The sequence below is a fragment of the Endozoicomonas euniceicola genome (assembly GCF_025562755.1).
Classification (GTDB): Bacteria; Pseudomonadota; Gammaproteobacteria; order Pseudomonadales; family Endozoicomonadaceae; genus Endozoicomonas_A; species Endozoicomonas_A euniceicola.
Genome location: NZ_CP103300.1, coordinates 1,605,209 through 1,623,842, shown reverse-complemented (window position 1 = coordinate 1,623,842; position 18,634 = coordinate 1,605,209). Strand labels below are relative to the sequence as shown.

Annotated in this window: 17 protein-coding genes; 14 read left to right on the top strand and 3 right to left on the bottom strand. The window is 50.4% G+C overall.

Annotated features, from left to right (window positions below; all coding sequences use genetic code 11):
- Positions 1 to 163: 163 nt before the first annotated feature.
- From NX720_RS06320 to NX720_RS06295, 6 genes are all read left to right on the top strand, one after another.
- A complete protein-coding gene (locus NX720_RS06320; RefSeq protein WP_262600144.1) occupies positions 164 to 1,426 on the top strand; it encodes a glutamate-5-semialdehyde dehydrogenase in 1,263 nt (420 codons plus the stop codon).
- A 114-nt stretch (positions 1,427 to 1,540) separates the two neighbouring features.
- Positions 1,541 to 1,897: a ribosome silencing factor gene (gene rsfS, locus NX720_RS06315; RefSeq protein ID WP_262600143.1), complete on the top strand. Its 357-nt coding sequence runs from the start codon at positions 1,541 to 1,543 to the stop codon at positions 1,895 to 1,897.
- Positions 1,897 to 2,364, top strand: coding sequence for a 23S rRNA (pseudouridine(1915)-N(3))-methyltransferase RlmH (gene rlmH, locus NX720_RS06310; protein WP_262600142.1), 468 nt, complete (start codon positions 1,897 to 1,899; stop codon positions 2,362 to 2,364). The genes rsfS and rlmH overlap by 1 nt, the downstream gene beginning before the upstream one ends.
- A gap of 75 nt (positions 2,365 to 2,439) precedes the next feature.
- A complete protein-coding gene (mrdA, locus tag NX720_RS06305) occupies positions 2,440 to 4,314 on the top strand; it encodes a penicillin-binding protein 2 (protein ID WP_262600140.1) in 1,875 nt (624 codons plus the stop codon).
- Positions 4,314 to 5,462 carry a rod shape-determining protein RodA gene (rodA, locus tag NX720_RS06300; RefSeq protein WP_262600138.1) on the top strand — a complete coding sequence of 383 codons (1,149 nt, stop codon included), beginning with the start codon at positions 4,314 to 4,316 and terminating at the stop codon, positions 5,460 to 5,462. The genes mrdA and rodA overlap by 1 nt, the downstream gene beginning before the upstream one ends.
- A 59-nt stretch (positions 5,463 to 5,521) precedes the next feature.
- A complete protein-coding gene (locus NX720_RS06295) occupies positions 5,522 to 6,109 on the top strand; it encodes a hypothetical protein (RefSeq protein WP_262600136.1) in 588 nt (195 codons plus the stop codon).
- Positions 6,110 to 6,401: 292 nt separating this feature from the next.
- On the opposite strand, the gene NX720_RS06290 is transcribed toward NX720_RS06295, so the two are convergent.
- The 3 genes from NX720_RS06290 to selA are packed head-to-tail and all read right to left on the bottom strand — an operon-like array spanning position 6,402 to position 10,037.
- Positions 6,402 to 6,815, bottom strand: a complete 414-nt coding sequence (locus NX720_RS06290; protein ID WP_262600134.1) for a GrdX family protein — start codon at positions 6,813 to 6,815, stop codon at positions 6,402 to 6,404.
- Positions 6,816 to 6,825: 10 nt separating this feature from the next.
- Positions 6,826 to 8,661, bottom strand: a complete 1,836-nt coding sequence (selB, locus tag NX720_RS06285) for a selenocysteine-specific translation elongation factor (RefSeq protein ID WP_262600133.1) — start codon at positions 8,659 to 8,661, stop codon at positions 6,826 to 6,828.
- Complete coding sequence (selA, locus tag NX720_RS06280; protein ID WP_262600132.1) at positions 8,658 to 10,037, bottom strand: L-seryl-tRNA(Sec) selenium transferase; 1,380 nt, start codon at positions 10,035 to 10,037, stop codon at positions 8,658 to 8,660. Before selA ends, selB begins: the two co-directional genes overlap by 4 nt.
- A gap of 291 nt (positions 10,038 to 10,328) precedes the next feature.
- On the opposite strand from selA, the gene NX720_RS06275 reads away from it, so the two are divergent.
- The 8 genes from NX720_RS06275 to NX720_RS06240 all read left to right on the top strand — a co-directional run bounded on the left by NX720_RS06275 (position 10,329) and on the right by NX720_RS06240 (position 18,622).
- A complete protein-coding gene (locus NX720_RS06275; RefSeq protein ID WP_262600131.1) occupies positions 10,329 to 10,931 on the top strand; it encodes a hypothetical protein in 603 nt (200 codons plus the stop codon).
- A gap of 80 nt (positions 10,932 to 11,011) precedes the next feature.
- Complete coding sequence (locus NX720_RS06270) at positions 11,012 to 11,716, top strand: hypothetical protein (protein ID WP_262600129.1); 705 nt, start codon at positions 11,012 to 11,014, stop codon at positions 11,714 to 11,716.
- 435 nt (positions 11,717 to 12,151) lie between these two features.
- Entirely contained in the window at positions 12,152 to 13,357 is a 1,206-nt protein-coding gene (locus NX720_RS06265) for an FAD-dependent oxidoreductase (RefSeq protein ID WP_262600127.1), read from the top strand.
- Between the two features lie 62 nt (positions 13,358 to 13,419).
- Positions 13,420 to 13,737 carry a thioredoxin TrxA gene (gene trxA / locus NX720_RS06260; protein WP_262600126.1) on the top strand — a complete coding sequence of 106 codons (318 nt, stop codon included), beginning with the start codon at positions 13,420 to 13,422 and terminating at the stop codon, positions 13,735 to 13,737.
- A gap of 152 nt (positions 13,738 to 13,889) precedes the next feature.
- Positions 13,890 to 14,357 (top strand): glycine/sarcosine/betaine reductase complex selenoprotein A, encoded by a 468-nt coding sequence (gene grdA, locus NX720_RS06255; RefSeq protein ID WP_262568005.1) that lies wholly within the window; start codon positions 13,890 to 13,892, stop codon positions 14,355 to 14,357.
- 211 nt (positions 14,358 to 14,568) lie between these two features.
- A complete protein-coding gene (gene grdC / locus NX720_RS06250) occupies positions 14,569 to 16,116 on the top strand; it encodes a glycine/sarcosine/betaine reductase complex component C subunit beta (protein WP_262600124.1) in 1,548 nt (515 codons plus the stop codon).
- Positions 16,117 to 16,121: 5 nt separating this feature from the next.
- A complete protein-coding gene (grdD, locus tag NX720_RS06245) occupies positions 16,122 to 17,282 on the top strand; it encodes a glycine/sarcosine/betaine reductase complex component C subunit alpha (protein WP_262600123.1) in 1,161 nt (386 codons plus the stop codon).
- 47 nt (positions 17,283 to 17,329) lie between these two features.
- A complete protein-coding gene (locus NX720_RS06240; protein ID WP_262600122.1) occupies positions 17,330 to 18,622 on the top strand; it encodes a glycine/sarcosine/betaine reductase component B subunit in 1,293 nt (430 codons plus the stop codon).
- Positions 18,623 to 18,634: the final 12 nt, after the last annotated feature.

The following is an 18,634-nucleotide window of genomic DNA, read 5'->3' as shown; positions in this document are numbered from 1 at the left end:
CTTTATTATGTAATAAATTTATCGGTAACAACCGCATAATTTCAATCCGATACGCTGTGTTTTATCGGGTATAATGGACAGTCAAAATGACCCGGCAGCTGATGCTTGTTAATCAAAGAATCAGGCAAAGTGTCAGGCTAAGCGTTTCAGGAGGGATGCAACGGTGACAGAACAGGTAACTGAATACATGCACGGTCTTGGGCGCAAGGCCCGGGAAGCCAGTGCCTTGATGGCAAAGGCAGAAACCAGTGATAAGAATAAGGCATTGCTGATCATTGCTGACGAGCTGAAGGCCGCGCGGGAAGCTTTGCGAAAAGCCAATGCCACTGATCTTGAAAACGGCCGCAAACGGGGTTTGGACAGTGCCTTGCTGGATCGTCTGGAACTGACCGATGCCCGCATTGATATTATGGTGGAAAACCTGGAACAGGTTGCAGCCCTGCCAGACCCGGTGGGCACCATCGACGACATGAAATACCTCCCCAGTGGTATTCAGGTGGGGCAGATGCGTGTACCGCTGGGTGTGATTGGCATCATCTACGAGTCTCGCCCGAATGTCACGATTGAAGCCGCCAGCCTGTGCCTCAAGTCCGGTAATGCCGTAATTCTCCGTGGTGGCAGTGAGGCGATTGCCTCCAACCAGGCTATTGCTGCCTGTGTTCAGAAAGGGCTGACAAAAGCGGGGTTGCCGGAAGCGGTTGTGCAGGTGGTGGAAACCACGGACCGTGCTGCCGTTGGTACCCTGATTGCCATGCCTGAGTATGTGGATGTTATTGTTCCCCGTGGCGGCAAAGGGCTGATTGAACGCATCAGCAAAGACGCCAGAGTCCCTGTGATCAAGCATCTGGATGGCATCTGCCACGTTTATCTGGATGACAAAGCGGATGTCTCCAAAGCGGTGAATATCGCCATCAACGCCAAAACACACCGCTATGGTGTCTGCAATGCCATGGAGACCCTGCTGGTAAACCAGGCCGTCGCTGACAGACTGCTGCCTGAACTGGCAACGCAGTACCGTGAAATTGGCGTGGAACTTCGGGGCTGTTCCGAGGTCTGTCGTATACTGCCTGACGCTGTGGCCGCCACAGAGGAAGACTGGGTGACGGAATACCTTGGCCCGGTGTTGTCGATCAGGGTAGTGGCGGATATGGATGAAGCTATCGCGCATATCAATCACTATGGTTCGCACCATACCGATGCCATTGTGACCGAAGATTACACCCGTAGTCGCCGCTTCCTGCGCGAAGTCGACTCCAGCTCGGTGATGGTCAATGCCTCAACCCGCTTTGCGGACGGGTTTGAGTACGGCCTGGGTGCTGAAATCGGCGTTTCTACCGACAAAATTCATGCCCGTGGCCCTGTCGGCCTGCAAGGACTGACTTCGCAAAAATACGTAGTGTTCGGGGACGGTCATATCCGGAAATAACGGATTGCAGACTGACTCTTGACACGACATTATGCCATCATGTGAAAAGCCTGTTATCAGGAATACCTGACAGGCTTTCTATTTTTTTGAAAGAGACAGGTCCTTAAAGCGTTTATGCAATCTGATCAATTAAAGCAGCTGGTTATCGAAGCCATTGAGGAAATGAAAGGCAATGACCTGACATGTCTGGATGTATCTGAAATGACGGACGTAACCGACTACATGATTATCGCCTGTGGTACGTCTAACCGTCACGTGAAATCTGTGGCCGACAATGTTGTGCAAAAGTGCAAGGAAAACGGTGTTCGCCCCCTGGGCATGGAAGGTCAGGACAAAGCAGAATGGGTTCTGGTTGACCTGGGTGATGTAGTCGTACACGTCATGCTCCCTGCTACCCGCGCGTTCTACGATCTGGAGCGTCTGTGGGAAACCGGGCGTGTCGAGCAGGCAGCGGAAGCCGCTGAAGCCTGATGCGTATCAGGCTGATTACGGTTGGGTCGAAAATGCCGGGCTGGGTGGAAGAAGGTTATACCGAATATAGCCGCCGCCTGGGGGCAGACCTGAAGCTGGAACTGGTTGAGATTCCTCTCAACCGCCGCAGCAAAGGCGCAGACGTTAACCGTCTGCAGGAAAAAGAAGCCAACCAGATGCTGGCTGCCGTCGGGCAAGGCGACCGGGTGGTGACCATGGAGATTAAAGGCAAGGCCTGGAGCACTGAGCAGCTCGCCGACAAAATGGGCGACTGGATGCACTCTGGTCGCAATGTCAGCCTGCTGGTAGGCGGTCCGGAAGGCCTGCACCCCAGCTGTATGGCACGGGCCGATCTGCGCTGGTCTTTATCGCCCTTGACGCTGCCCCACCCAATGGTTCGGGTGATCGTGGCGGAACAGGTGTATCGAGCCTGGAGTATCTTAAAAAATCATCCTTATCATAAATAGCCAGAAGCTTTTCTGGCTCCTGGAGCGGAAGCACTGTTTCTCTCTTGCAGGGAAAGAACTTCACGGAAACGAGTAATGCCAGCGAATACCTTAAAGGATCATAAAGCGGAGCAACGGATTGTCGGCACCCGAGTCTGGCTGGCGTTGTTCTTTATGATTGTTTTGGTGTTTGTGCTGATAGCCCGGCTATTTTACCTTCAGGTGCTGCGTTACGATGAAATGTCGACGCAGTCTGAAGAAAACCGGGTTCTGCTACAAACCATCCCCCCGGTTCGCGGTCTGATTTATGACACCCATGGCAAGCTGCTGGCGATGAATCGTTCCAGCCGCAGTTTGACCATTGTTCGTGAACGGGCAGGCGACCTTGATCAACTGATCGAAAACATATCAACATTAGTACCGGTTACTGACAATGAACGACGCCGCTTTGATCAACGGGTAAGACGTCGCCGTCCCTATGAACCCATTCCCCTGAAATTTAACCTGGACGATGAACAGATCGCCACAATAGCGGTCAACCAGTTCCGGTTGCCGGGTGTTGAAATTGATGCTGATCTGGTTCGGTACTATCCGGAAGGCAGTATTTTTTCCCACTCAGTAGGCTACGTTGGACGGATAAATGACCGGGAACTGAAAACCCTCGAACCGGCTCTTTACAGCGGTACTTACGTGACCGGCAAAATTGGTCTGGAGAAGTATTACGAATCCATGTTGCTGGGTAAGCCCGGCTATCAGGAAGTCGAAACCAATGCTCGTGGACGGGTACTGAGGATTTTAAATCAGGTTCCCTCGGAACCAGGCAAAGATCTTGAACTGTACCTGGATACGGAGTTGCAGAAAGTTGCGATTGAAGCCCTGGATGGGCGGCGTGGCGCTATTGTCGCTATGGACCCCAAGACCGGTGGGGTTTTAGCCATGGTCAGTAATCCATCGTTTGATCCGAACCTGTTTGTCACAGGCATTGATTATGAGACTTTCAATGGCCTGAATAAAAACATTGAACGACCGTTGTATAACCGTGCGACGCTGGGTGAGTACCCGCCGGCATCAACCATTAAACCCGTTATAGGTCTCGCTCTGCTGGCAAATGACGTGGTGGACAAAAATACCCGTATATACGACAAGGGCTGGTTTCAGCTGCCGGGCAGTGAGCATCGTTTCCGTAACTGGAACCGGCGAGGTGACGGCTGGGTGAATTTATCCAAGGCCATTTATCGCTCTAACGATACCTTTTTCTACAATCAGGCTGGAAAACTGGGGGTAGACCGGATGCATGATTTTCTCAGCCAGTTTGGCCTGGGGCGGCGCACCGGCATTGATATCGGCGAAGAACGTCCGGGGCTTCTGCCATCCCGTGAATGGAAGCGAGGTGTTTATGGGCAGCCCTGGTATCCGGGCGAAACGGTTATCGCCATTATTGGACAGGGCTACAATCTGGCGACACCTCTGCAACTGGCTGAGTTCACAACCATTCTGGCGAACCGGGGCAAGCATGTGCAGCCACGACTGGTTAAGGAAGATATACCTGATATCCAGAGCCCTGAGTGGGGGCATGATGTGGATGCCAGGGATGAGGACTGGAACCTGGTTATTGACGCCATGGAAGATGTGATCAAAAATCCCCGGGGAACGGCTCACTGGCGAATTGGTCGTAACCTCAAATACCGCATCGCAGGTAAGACAGGAACGGCACAGGTAGTGAGTATCCCGCAAGGGGAAGAGTACGATGCTGAACGCCTGAAAGAGTTCGAACGGGATCACAGCCTGTTTGTCGCGTTTGCACCGGTTGAAGACCCTCAGATTGCTATTTCAGTCATTGTGGAAAACGACAAAGGTGCGACAAATGTGGCCAAGACCATTATGGATCATTATCTGTTACCCAGACTGAATCCATCTCTGACCCACGGGCTGTCAGTGGATGAGGCTCTGAAAGCGAAGGTGACAAACTGATGGCTGAACAGGATTTTGTACGACAGCTGAATGACGACCATGGCTTCGCCCAGACCAGGGGCTGGTCAGAGAAACTCCATATTGATTTTCTTCTGGTCGGGCTGCTGCTGATACTTTGTTGTGCCGGGCTGTTGATTCTCTACAGTGCCAGCGGCAAGGATCTGGATATAGTGATCCGGCAGGCGCTCTATATGCTGGTTGGCTTTGTCGGTATGGGGCTGATTGCCCAGTTCTCTCCGAGAATGCTGATGCGCTTTTCGCCCTGGATGTATGCGGGTGGTGTTGTGCTCTTGCTGGCGGTGTTATTTATGGGTATCCAGTCAAAAGGGGCACAGCGTTGGATTCAGTTGCCTTTTATTCGGTTCCAGCCGTCTGAAATTATCAAGCTGATCATGCCGATTGTGGTGGCTGCCTATCTGGCTAACCGACCATTGCCGCCTTCTTTCAGGGACATTGCGATTACTCTGACCATCATCGGAGTGCCTGTTGTCCTGATTGCCAAGCAGCCCGACCTGGGAACCTCGCTGTTGATCGGGTCATCAGGAGCATTTGTGTTGCTGCTGGCGGGGTTACGCAAGCGGCTGATATTTTCTGCCATTATGCTGGCGATTCCTGCCGTGTTTGTGTTCTGGCAGTTCCTGATGCGCGATTACCAGAAACAGCGGGTACTGACCTTCCTGAATCCGGAAAGTGACCCCTGGGGCGCTGGCTGGAATATTATTCAGTCCAAAATCGCCATTGGCTCCGGTGGCCTCTATGGTAAGGGCTGGCTGCAGGGAACCCAGTCGCATCTGGACTTTCTGCCGGAAAGCCATACCGACTTTATTATTGCGGTACTGGCTGAAGAGATGGGGCTGGTTGGATGCCTTATGCTGTTGGCGATCTATGCACTGGTTATTGGGCGGGGGTTGTTTATTACCCTGAAAGCACAAACGCTGTTTGGCCGGTTGCTGGCGGGTAGTATTACGCTGACGTTCTTTGTTTACATCTTTGTTAACATCGGCATGGTCAGTGGCCTGCTGCCCGTGGTTGGCGTACCTTTACCCATGGTCAGCCGCGGCGGTACTTCTCTGGTAACACTGATGGCCGGTTTTGGCATATTGATGTCGGTGCATACTCACAAGACGTTCCATCATCGAATGCGCTGATTTTTTATCCTTATCAGTGAGTCAAAAGGTAAGATGCGATGATATATAAAGTGTTCACCATGAAAAATATTCATTCAACATCTGTCACCTGGCGCCGGACAAAAATTGGAGAAAATACCCGCATGATAGCCATTTCCAAGCTGAGCAATGTGGGCATATGTACAGGTATGGTTTTAACGTGGTTGAAAAAAAGCATAGCCTCCCGTGGAAGGGGAATTCTCAGGGAAACTGAGCTGGGCTCCCAGCACTGGATGGCCATCATACAGGGAGCTTATGGGAAGAGGACTATTCCCGGTAGTAATGTGTTAAGCCCAGTGGAATTAGTCATTTCTCTACTTTTTAGCCAGAACCTTAAACCCTGTGACTGGTTGAAAGGGGCAGGTTTTTACCCCCCCGAACAACTTGTTTCCTGGGCATTAAGCAAGCCCGGTTATTCATTATTTTGCTTTTCTTTCCCTTGTGCTGACGGCCATATGATCGGCATGAGGTGTGAAGGCAGGGTCTTGCAGATGTTTAACCCGACCGAGGGTTTATACCAGTACTCAAATGTTTCCAGCTTTAAACAGCACATGCGGCAGTTTTTAATTAAAGAAGATCCTAAGCGCTTCAAGGAGTGGGATATTTTTTCTGTGGTGTCATCTCTCTGAAGGGGGGCTATATCCTGGTATATATCCTGAGACGTATATTTATTATTGCCATCGCCAGAGTTCCTCTGCCTGATGCTTGCTACAGGCAACTCATTAAAAAAGGGACTTATCTAGGAGCCTGACCGAGAATAGACTGCCCTACTGCGGCGGCAGTAAATTGGTCTGAAAATTCGATTTTGTTCGTCAAATAGCTCGCTATTCTCCTCACAAAACCAAATTTTCATCCTCAATTTTCTGCCGTCCTCGCTACGGGCGCTATTCTCGGTCAGGCTCCTAGTCCCTTTGTCAAAGGCTATTTTGTCACGCCTTCTATCCTCCCTGTAACAGACTCAAGCCCCGTCAGCAGCAGATTAAAATCAATCAGCTGGAAGTCTTCCATCGTCTGCTGTGGGTACTGCCTTTCATCTCGGTGGGCCGTCATGATGCTGAAGCGCTCAATGGCAGACTCAATCACTTCCAGTGAGCGCATATCCAGTTCGCCCTTTTGTCGGGAAACGGCTACAGAGCGATAAGGGCTTTCTCCGGGTTTTACACTGCCAGCCAGCGGGTGTGTTAACAGTCGGGCACCGCCGTGTATATGATCCCTCGCTTTGAATAATACTTGTTGATAGCTGTCGCAGCTTTCCTGTTGAAAGGCTTCCAGCTTTATTTCCACTTTGGGGTTGTTGCTGATCAGCAGAATACGATCACTGTTGTATGCACTCATGGTTCTTTCCTCAGGCAGCAATCCGGTCTGCTTCTGGTAGCTTTAAAACGATACGTTCGTTGTCATCTCTGCGAACCCAGCCATCAAGCTCCATTCGGCTTAACAGAGGAATCATGTATTTACGGCTAAGCCCGGTACGCTCTTTGACATGGGCAAGGGCAAAGCGCTCCTCCACCTGAAGCCCCTTCAGAATCTCTTGCACAAGCTGGTTGTAGAGGTCAGTGGTGTAGTAAATCTTGCCCTCAAACGGAGTCACAAAGCCTTGTCTTACCAGGTTCCTCAGCAATTTCTGGGCACCGGGTACTTTCACTTTTGTGGCTTCAAAGCCATTTTTGCCCGACTCATCAATCATTTTCAGCAAGGCTCTGGCATCTGCCCCTAAGTCATCTTCAGAAGCTCCTGTACCCTGCATCCAGGCATCCCGCTTCATAAACAGTTTCTCTTCCTGCTTAAGCTGCTGTAAGAGCAAATCCAGTACCGCTGCTTCAACCTTCAGGCGAGAACTGATTTCTCCCAGAGTCATAGCAGCACTTTCACCGCCCTGTTCAAACAGAGCCATGATCTTTGTCAGAGTGTCGGCGATAAAGCTATGGCTGAGAATCCACTCTCCCTGCCAGCGGTAATCATCACCCAGATCGCTTTCAGATAATCCGGTTGCCGGTGCATAACCGTGCAGGTTCAGACGGAGGCGAACCTGGTCAAGAGGCTCAAGCTGTTCGGGCAGGTTATCCAGTAATTTCTGCAAAGGCTTACGACGGTGTACATCAATATCATCAGTCCAGACAATCTGCCCGCTATAGACCAGTTCGCTACCACCATGACGAATCATAGCGAGAGACTGGCCCCAGAAGCAGGGCGCGGGCGTGGTCAGCTTTAATCGTCCCAGCCGGGTTCCGCGGATGTTTACCAGCTGCCCCAGCCCATGCCAGGTGCCAACGGCGACTTCTACTTCCCGGTTTTTCCGGTTTTTATTAATGTCCTCTTCAGGCATATCCATACGCACAAAGAGCTGATCGGTCAGGGTACAGGCTGACTCAAGGCTGACGAGACAGTGACCACGTTCCAGCTCTTTACGACTAACACCTTTCAGCCCCACCGCTACCCTTGAGACGGGGTGCGCTTCTTGCAGATTCTGGTGATAGGATTGCAGTGTGCGTACCTGGACTTCTTTGCCACTGGGGTAGAGTTTCATCCGGTCACCGATTTTCAGACTGTCACCCGCCAGACTGCCAGTGACCACTGTGCCTATACCGTTGACGGTAAATACCCGGTCGATGTAAACATGACTGTGCTGGGCTGTGACTCTCTCCGGAGCATTTAACAACTGTCGTGCAACAAGTCGTCTTAGGGCGTCTACATTGTCACCATTCAGGGCCGACACACAGATGGATTCCGGAATATCACCCAGGATATCCATGCAGTGTTCCAGAGCGTCTTCTTCCACCAGAGACAGTGTATCGGCATCTACCGTGTCGCATTTGTTGATGCAGAGAATCACGTTCCTGACCCCCATCGCTTTTGCCACGCTCAGGTGCTCGGTGGTCATGGGCATCCAGCCCTCATCGGCAGCCACCACGAGCAGCACCAGGTCCAGGCTCCAGACTCCGGCCACCATGTTGCGGATAAAACGCTCATGACCGGGTACATCAATTACGCCGATGGTATTGCCATCATCGTCATTAAAGTGGGCAAAGCCCAAGTCCAGTGTCATGCCCCTGGCTTCTTCATGGCTTCGAGCCGTATTCATGCCGGTCAGGCTTTTAATCAAAGCGGTTTTGCCGTGATCAACATGACCCGCTGTACCAATGATTGCCCTGAGTGTTGCGTCTTTTACTGGATTGTTCACACTGGGTTTCCTGTAGAAAAATAACTCTGAAGCTGTTCTTTCAGACCGCCAAGATCCTGGGGGAGCACTGACGCAATATTGAGTTGAACCCGGTTGTTCCGGATCACACCAATAACAGGAACGGGCATGGCTCTTAATTCGCTTAATACGGTTTTGGCAGGGCGTGCGTCGTTTAGTTCCAGGTTCCAGGAGGGGAAGTGTTCATCGGGAAGGGCGCCACCACCGACGATCATCTGTGATTCAACCAGTTCAAGGTGTTCTTCCATGCCGCTTATAAGGCTCATTGCCCGGTCCCTGATCGTCTCTGGATGGTGGGTGACCCGCTCCGCAAGCCCCATGCCTTCAGGCTGTTTGTTGAGCTTGCGCACCAGCAGTTCTTCCAGCAATGAGTAAACCACCCGTCCAGGGCGCAGAACCCTCATCAGGGGGTTCTTTTCCAGTTGTTGAACCAGTTTCCGCTTGCCACAGACAATACCGGCCTGTGGCCCGCCCATAATTTTGTCACCGGAAAAGCAGACGAGATCGGCACCGGACTTAATGTAGGACGATACCGGGGTTTCTTCAGCGGCAAACCGCTCGGTAGTGAGTCCGGAACCCTGATCGACTGCCAGCAGTACATGGTCGGGTAGCTTTCTGGACAGCTCGTTGATATCAGGCGATTCGGTAAAGCCACGAATCGCAAAATTGGAGGTATGAACCATCAAGACCATGGCGGTATTGTCGGTTACCGCCTCCAGATAGTCGTCAGTCGTCGTTATATTGGTGGTGCCGACCTCAACCAGCTTGGCGCCGGACAGTGCCAGCATGTCAGGAATTCTGAAGCCACCCCCAATCTGAATCTGTTCACCACGGGAGACAATGACTTCTTTCCCGGCAGCCAGCTCATTAAGCATCAGGTAAACAGACGACGCATTGTTATTAACGACCAGCGCATCGTCTGCGCCGGTCAGCTTTGCCAGCAGGTTATCCACAAGCCCTTTACGTTGACCCCGTTTGCCATCGGACAGCTTGATTTCGAGGTTACTCTGCCCCGTATTGACCTGGCTGACTGCTTCCCAGACCGCCGGTTGAATGGGGGAGCGACCCAGGTTGGTATGAACAATAGTGCCAGTGGCATTAATGACTTTCTGGTGCCGTTTTTGTAACAGGCGGCAGCACTGTTGATGAATCCCCTGGTAAATGGTTCGGTTAATGGATTCTGCCTGCGCGTCAGGTTCAGAAAGCACACCGCTGCGCCGGACATCAGCCAGCACTTTGCGAATGGCATCCAACACCATCGGACGACTGAGTTTATGGATATAAGAAGAAAATTCAGGTTCCTGAAGCAGTTGTTCAACCTGGGGGATGCGTGCAAATCCCTTTGATATGGAGTTCATGGCCTACCGTGTGGCGATTCAGGTAAATGCTCTCTTTTTATGCTGGTTTTCTGCGCAATGCTATATCGGTTTGCCGTAACCGGTATGCCTGTGAAAACATGGTTTGAGCTGTGTCAATAAATGGGTTTATTTACCAAACTCTGCGGAGTGCTCCGTCCATAGTGGCATTGCGTAGCGAGGTGGCTGTTCGCTGCTTTCGCCATGTCTATAGCTATTCATTGACGTATTGGGGGATGGCACTTTCGGCTAAACTGCACTGTGCAGTTTCTGGTAAAGTGGAAAACGACCGTTATGCTTTATTATCCTGATGCTGGTGGTGGAGAATTTAATTTAGAATACCCCTTGCAGGATTCCAAACTTGGATGCACCCCGTATGAGTACAACATTACTTATGTAATGCCTGAAATACCTGATGATGCTGGTCATATTATTTTAACGCAGGTGGTTCAGTATGATTTTCTGGTTATCACAACCTACTGTTATCCGTTAGTGTACGATAGGCGTTGCTTGTGCCCAGAGAATCTTCGTGACAAGCTCTATTACTTTTATATTCTGCACGATGAGAAAAATCATTGCCGTGCGATGCATAAACGAAGTAGTCCTAGCTCGTTCCACATGCACTTAGGGGTGGAAAAATGTCTTGCCACTGACCTTTGGAGCCTCTACCACGTTTTGTACTACCTGTTCCTGCCCATAGAATCATTTCAATCTACCAGCGTTGATAACAGCAAGCATAAATCTGCTGATCAGCTTATTTATGCGGTCAGGTATCTGGTAAATCACCCTGAACAGCCAGGCATAAATTTTGAAAACGGTCATTACGCCTTGAGAGATGGTTATAATCCTGATTCAGCCTACTTTCACGGTCCTTATAAATTGATGACAGTCCCGTAAGTTGGCATTACCGCTTAAGGATATGGCACTTTCGGCTAAACTGTACTGCACAGTTTCTGGAAAAGTCGAAAACGACTGCTATGCCTTATTATTCTTATGCTGGTGGTGGAGAAGTAAATTTAGAATACCCCTTGCGGGATTCCAAGCTTGGGTGCACCCCGTATGAGTACAACATTACTTATGTAATACCTGAAATACCTGATGATGCTGGTCATATTATTTTAACGCAGCTGGTCCAATATGATTTTCTGGTTATAACAACTTACTGTCGTCCGGATATATATAATTACCCTTTCGTCCCAAGAAGTTTCTATCATGAACTCATTCGCTTTTGTATTCATCACGATGAGAAAAATCATTGCCTGGCAATGCATAAGCGAAGTAAACCTTTCTCGCACCACGTTCACTATGGACTGGATACAAAATCGGTCACTGAGCTTCGTCGCCTCACCCCATTTTTGTGCTACCTGTTCATGCCCGTAGAATCATTTCGATCTACTGACGTTGATAACAGCAAATATGAATGTGTAGATCAGTTTATTTATTCGGTTGGGTATCTGATAGAGCACTCTGAAGAGCCGGGCATAAATTTCGAAAACGGTCATTATGCCTTGAGAGACGGTTATAATACTGATTCAGTCTACTTTCACGGTCCCTATAAATTAGTAACTGTCCCGGAAAGTGCTGTTTCAATTAATAGTGGAAATGCGGCTGGTTCCCGAAAAAGGAAACTTTCCGAAAGCTCAGATACTTTATCACCACCTCAAAAAAAGAGTCAGAAATGATGCTTCCACTTTGTAGTGAAAACAGAGCCGTCCCGAAACCTGGAGAGGAAAAATAATCCACGGTTGCACATGAGTGCCGGGGGGGGCAGCGATATGTTCTGGTATTCCGCCCTTTTGCGACAGCCTCTTTAGCTGAGGGAGCAGTCACAGGAGATGAACGATACCTGTTGCTTGTCTCTGTTTTTAAATGAAAATTTAGTTTCCAATTCGAAATATTGTTTCAGATCAATACATAAAGACGACAGTCATCGCATTATGTCCACCAACTTAGGAACTGGTCGAAACATCCTTGCAGGCTCCTGATACTTTAAGTCGTTTGCAGGGTTGTGGCATCTGCTGGTCTCCAGAAACAGTTCATACATGAAACTGATATTTTTTGTTAAAGGTTGTTTTTCACGCAGCCTCTGCAAACAGAAAAATAATGGGTGAAATGCCGTGTCAGAAGTTTATGATGTACTAATCATCGGCGGGGGTGCCGGTGGTTTGTCCGCAGGGGTTTACTGTGGACGGGGGAAGATGAAAACGCTGGTGCTCGAGGGGAGTGCCAGAACCGGTGGCCAATGTGCTAAAACCAACGAGCTGGAAAATTATCCCGGTATCGTTGAATCCACTGGCCCGGCTCTGATGGATAAATTCAGAGAGCACTGCGATAAGTTTGGTGTCGAATTTCAGCGTGGTATGGTCAGCGGCCTGAAAATGGCTGAGGATGGCTTCACGAAAGAAGTCACCACCAAAGACGGCACTGTTTATCAGGCTAAGTCTGTTATTGTTGCAACCGGTGCTAATCCGAGAATTCTGGGCATTAAAGGTGAAAGAGAATTCACCGCTAAAGGCGTTGCTTACTGCGCCACCTGTGACGCGGAGTTCTTTGAAGACCTGGATATTATCGTTGTAGGCAGTGGTAACACGGCTGTTGAAGAATCCGTTTTCCTGACTAAATTCGTCAACAGTGTCCGCATGGTCGTACTGCACGACGAAGGCACTATGGATGCCGACCGTACAGCCCAGGAACAGGCGCTGGCTAACGACAAGATCAGCTTCATCTGGAACTCTACCGTTGAAGAAATCTGTGGCGATGAGCTGGTTAACGGGGTTCGCATCAAGAACCTGAAGACCGGTGAGATTACCGAACACGACACCGACGGTGTATTCATGTTTGTTGGCACTGTGCCGAACACTGAATTCCTGGAAGGTGCTGTTGAACTGAATCGAGGCTACATCAAAGTCGACGATAAAATGGCAACCAGCATGCCGGGTGTCTTCGGAGCGGGTGATGTCAACGACAAGTGGCTGAGACAGGTAGTAACCGCTGCCGGAGATGGTGCTGTTGCCGCTGTTGCCGCCGAGCGTTATATCGCCGAAGAAGAACACTGGAGTCATTCGGTTCTGGAAGCGAAAGAAGACCGGCTGGTGGCTTTCTGGAACCCACTGGACAAGCAAAGTCTTGAATTGATGTCGCAGCTGGAAACCCAGGCTGAAGAGCACGGTTTGAAAGTCGTTACCATTGATACTTATAAAAGTAGAAACATTGCAGATCGCTACGAAATTGCCAGTATTCCAACGGTAATTCGTTTCCGGGAAGGTGAAGCTTTAAAACGCGTTGAAACACCTTCTGCGGAAAAATTAGAAGAATTGTTTTAAATAATTAAAAACTGCCTGTTGATAAACAAGTTGATTTTAAATAACCTGCTTGGGGAAATAAAATGATCGAGCTGGGCAAAGAAAACTTCGACAGTGAAATCAAAGAACACCAGGGCGTTGCCATGGTTGATTTCTGGGGCGAAAGCTGTGGAAGGTGTTTAGAATTAATGCCGGATGTTGTAGAGTTGGCAGGTCGCTACGAAAGCGAAATGAAGTTTGCCAAACTCAATATTAAAGGCAACCGCCGTGTAGCTATGGGCCAGGGTGTTATGGGTCTTCCTTCTATCGTTTTCTATAAAGACGGTGAAAAGATTGAACATCTGACCGGTGAAGAGCTGGAAGCTGATCAAATTGAAGAAGCCATCAAGCGTTACATTTAATATTGATGGTTTTTTAAAGGGATTCGTTAGCCATTAATTGTTGTTGGATCAAGTTGATTGTTCATTATTAATGGTTAACTGAATAGGGGTGTTTTCTTTTTTGAAAACGTAATTTAATTTAATCACTTATTACGATTAAGAGGTTTTTTACCATGCTGCAAGGTAAGAAAGTCGTAATACTCGGTGATCGCGACGGCGTACCAGGTCCTGCCATTGAAGAATGTGTAAAGACCGCCGGTGCCGAAGTTGTGTTCAGTACTACCGAGTGTTTCGTCTGAACTTCCGCAGGCGCAATGGATCTTGAAAATCAAAAGCGAGTCAAGGAATTAACCGATAAGCACGGCGCTGAGAACATTGTTGTTGTTCTGGGCGGCGCAGAAGCCGAGGCCTCTGGCCTGGCAGCTGAAACCGTGACTAACGGCGACCCGACTTTTGCAGGACCATTGGCCGGAGTCCAGTTGGGACTTCGAGTACACCATATTGTAGACACAGAGATCAAGGATGAAGTTGACGCTGATGTTTACGAAGAGCAAGTTGGAATGATGGAAATGGTTATGCCGGTTGATGAAATCACCGACGAAGTGGGAGAGTACAGAAATCAATTCTGTAAGTTCCTCTAACCATTGGCCCGGTATTGTGCGATTAACAGTCGTTGCAGTTTCGGGTTCTGCTTTCTTTTAAAGAAAGCGGTCCTTGCAGCAATTATTGATTTCGCACATGACGGGTTGGGTCGTTATATCGACTGGCGTGATTTGAAAGCGTTAGTCGATATAGCCAAATAAACTTTTTTTCAGGAAATAATTCCTGAGGCTGGCTGACGGAGTTTCTGCCGTGGACTTCCCCGTTATTAAGGGAGCAAGTTATATACTTGCCCATACCCCTGATTTTATCCCCTTTGGTTCTAATCAGGTATTTGCGAAAAAAGCTGAAGATCATGAATACCTGTCTGAATTAAAACAAAAACTTCGTCCTTTTAAAGACGTTGTCGCCTATCCGGCTAACCAGTGCTTTATTGGTAACCTGACACCAGAACAACTGGATAACACTGCAAAGCCCTGGTATCAAAATGCAATGGCTGACGCTGAACGTTTTGGACGTTTCGGTGAAATCATGCCCCAGGAAGAGTTTTTTGCTCTTCTAAAACATTCCGATGTTTTTGATCTGGTCAAACTGACCCCCGAATTCATTGAACAGGCTAATAACAGCCTGTCCAGACACCCTCTGCTGAGCCATGTCGTCCTGGACGAAAAGGCGGCCATGGACACCGGAGAAATGCACGCCCTGGTAGAAGCGCATCATGCTGAACCACTGACCATGAATGGTGAACTGGTTGGCTGTGTGAAACAGGCTCACGATCAGGATGAAAACCTCAGCGCCCATATTATTCTTGAAAACCTGAGCGTTAAAGCGTCCGGCGTTCTGGCGGCGCTGCACCTGAAACAGCAGGGCATGGATCTTGCCAAAGTCGATTACATCATCGAATGTTCTGAAGAAGCCTGCGGTGATATTAACCAGCGCGGTGGCGGTAACTTCGCCAAGTCAATTGGTGAGCTGGCTGGCTGTGAAGCGGCTACCGGCAGTGACCTGCGTGGATTCTGTGCGGCGCCTGCCCACGCTATTGTTCATGCGGCGGCCCTGGTTAAATCCGGCGTATTTAAAAATGTCATGGTTGTCGCGGGTGGCGCTGTCGCTAAACTGGCGATGAATGGCCGTGACCACCTGAAGAAAGACGTTCCGGTTCTGGAAGACGCTCTGGCTGGTTTTGCCACCATCATCAGCGAAAACGACGGTGTTAGCCCAATTGTGAACACTGACATCGTTGGTCGCCATACCATTGGCACCGGTTCTTCCCCGCAGGCAGTTGTCACCAGTCTGGTATCTGCGCCACTGAAGCGGGTTGGTATGTCCATTCCTGAAGTGGACCGCTTCTCAACCGAAATGCAGAACGCTGAAATCACCAAGCCTGCCGGTGCCGGTGATGTGCCTGAAGCTAACTACAAAATGATTGCGGCGCTGGCGGTTAAAGAAGGCCACCTGGAGCGCAAACAGCTGATGGAGTTTGTTAAGCAGCACGGCATTCCCGGCTATGCCCTGACTCAGGGGCATATTCCATCTGGCGTTCCTTACCTGGGACACGGTCGTGACGCCATTCTGAACGGCGACATCAATAACTTTATGGTAGTGGGCAAGGGCAGTCTGTTCCTGGGTCGTATGACCAACCAGTTTGACGGTATCTCCACCCTGATCGAGAAAAACCGTGGTATTGCCAAAGACACCGGTTTTGACGGTACAGAGGCTCGTACACTGGTGGCTGAGGCCATGAAAGACGTCGCTGAACGTCTTCTGGAAAAAGCTGAACAGAAAGCTGAGCAGGAGTAAACGTCATGGCTTCTACTCAATTGAATGAAGCTCTGGCCTCTGCCTTCACTGATATGGCTGATGGCCTGGTCAGTGGCAGCTTCGGTCGTAAAAAGCGTATTGGCCTGACCTTGGCCGACAGTGAACACGGTTCTGAGGAACTGGTTCGTGCCGCACGACTGGCGGCAAAACAGTACGCTGATATTGAGCCAGTGCTGATTGGCGACGCAGAAGAGAATGAGTTTGAGCAGCATCCGGCTTCCGGTCTGCACGAATGCCATGAAGTGATGGAGCAGTTGCTGGACAGTGGCGGCATTGATGCCTGTGTCACCCTGCACTACAGCTTCCCGCTGGGTGTCAGCACTGTGGGCAAGGTCATCACTCCGGCGGTGGGTCGGGAGATGATTCTGGCGACCACCACTGGCACCAGCGACACCGTTCGCAATAGCGCCATGGTGAAAAACACCCTGGCCGGTATTGCCATGGCAAAGGCGACAGGGATCGCGGAACCGACCGTTGGCATTCTGAACATTGATGGGGCCGCCCCGGTAGAAAGGGCGCTGCGTCAACTGATGGACAACGGTTACCCCATGCAGTTTACCGAATCAGCCCGTGCTGATGGTGGCGCACTGATGCGTGGTAACGATCTGTTGCAGGGTGTACCCGATGTCATGGTGGCGGACAGCCTGACCGGCAACCTGATGATGAAGGTGTTTTCTTCTTTCACCACGGGTGGCAGCTATGAAGCGCTGGGTTACGGCTATGGTCCGGGTCTGGGCGAAGAAGCGGAACGACTGGTAGGCATTATTTCCAGAGCTTCCGGTGCGCCGGTGATCGCGGGTGCTATCAGGCTGATGGCAGACTGTGCTGAAGGTGAACTGCTGGACGTCTATCGTCGTGAGTTGGATCAGGCCAGAGAGTGTGGTCTGGACGAGATTCTTGACGGGCTCAAGCCCAGGGCTGCCGCTGCCGCGACTGAAACAGTCGCTGCGCCCCCTGAAAAAACCACCGATGAAGACATCAATGGCATTGATATTCTCGATATCGAAACCGCCAGAGATGCTCTGTGGACTAAAAAGATTTTCGCCCGTACCGGTATGGGTTGCACCGGCCCCGTCATTATGGTGGCTCGTGAAGACCTTGAAGCCGCGTCCGGGGTATTAAAAGAATCAGGATTTATTGCCTGAGGGCAGGGGTTTTGCCCCGCCCGATGACGATCTTTTAGGAGAAGAAAATGAAACTGGAAGTTGGAAATATACACGTCAGGGAGCTGGCCTTTGGTCAGGGTACTTCCCTGGCCGCTGGCAAGGTCCAGATCGACCGGGAAGAGCTGACTGGCTTTATCCGTGAACTGGATCACCGCATCAGCGAAGTCAGGCTGGATATCGCCCTGCCAGGCGACAAGACCCGCATCATGCCTGTTAAGGACGTGATTGAGCCACGGGTTAAGGTAGAAGGCACTGGCACAATGTTCCCCGGCCGCAATCCGGGTGATGAAGCCATGGTAGGTGAAGGTCGCACCCATGTTCTGAAGGGTATGGCAGTTGTTACTACCGGTAAGGTAGTGGGCTTTCAGGAAGGCATCATCGACATGAGTGGTCCTGGCGCGGAGTACACACCGTTCTCCAAAACCCAGAACCTGGTCATCACCTGTGAAGTAGACGACAGCTGCAACCAGTACGACCATGAAGCGATCCTGCGTCGTGTGGGTATCGAAACCACTAACCTGATTGGTCAGCTGGCTAAAGACGCAACTGCCGACGAAACTCGTACCTACGAAACCAAGCCTCTGCTGGAACAGGCTCAGGAATTCCCTGGTCTGCCAAAAGTTGGCTACATCTACATGTTGCAGAGTCAGGGTCTGTTGCACGACACCTACCTGTACGGTGTGGACGTGAAGAACATCCTGCCCACCCTGCTGTACCCGACTGAAGTGATGGATGGTGCCATCATGAGCGGAAACTGTGTTTCTGCCTGTGACAAGAACCCAAGCATCGTTCACCAGAACAGCCCGGTTATCCATGAGCTGTATGAGCATCACGGCACTAAGTACAACTTTATGGGTGCCATCGTCACCAACGAAAACGTGACTCTGGCTGATAAGGAACGTTCTTCCAACTATGTTGCCAAGCTGGCGGTACAGATGGGTCTGGACGCTGTGATCATCAGTGAAGAAGGTTTTGGTAACCCGGACGCTGACCTGGTGATGAACTGTCGCAAGCTGGAAGAAGCCGGTATCAAGACCGTTCTGCTGACTGACGAATACGCTGGCCAGAAAGGTGAGTCCCAGTCTCTGGCTGACTCCACGCCAAAAGGCGACGCCGTTGTCACCAACGGTAACGCTAACCACGTTGTTACCTTGCCAGCGATGGAAAAAGTGATTGGTCACGATCATTACGCTGACTGGCTGGCAGGCGGTACTGAAGGCAGTCTGGCAAAAGACGGCTCCATTACCACTGAAATTCAGGCGATCACTGGCGCTACTAACGAGCTGGGCTTTCACAACCTGACAGCCATGGCGGGTTGATACCTGCGGTCA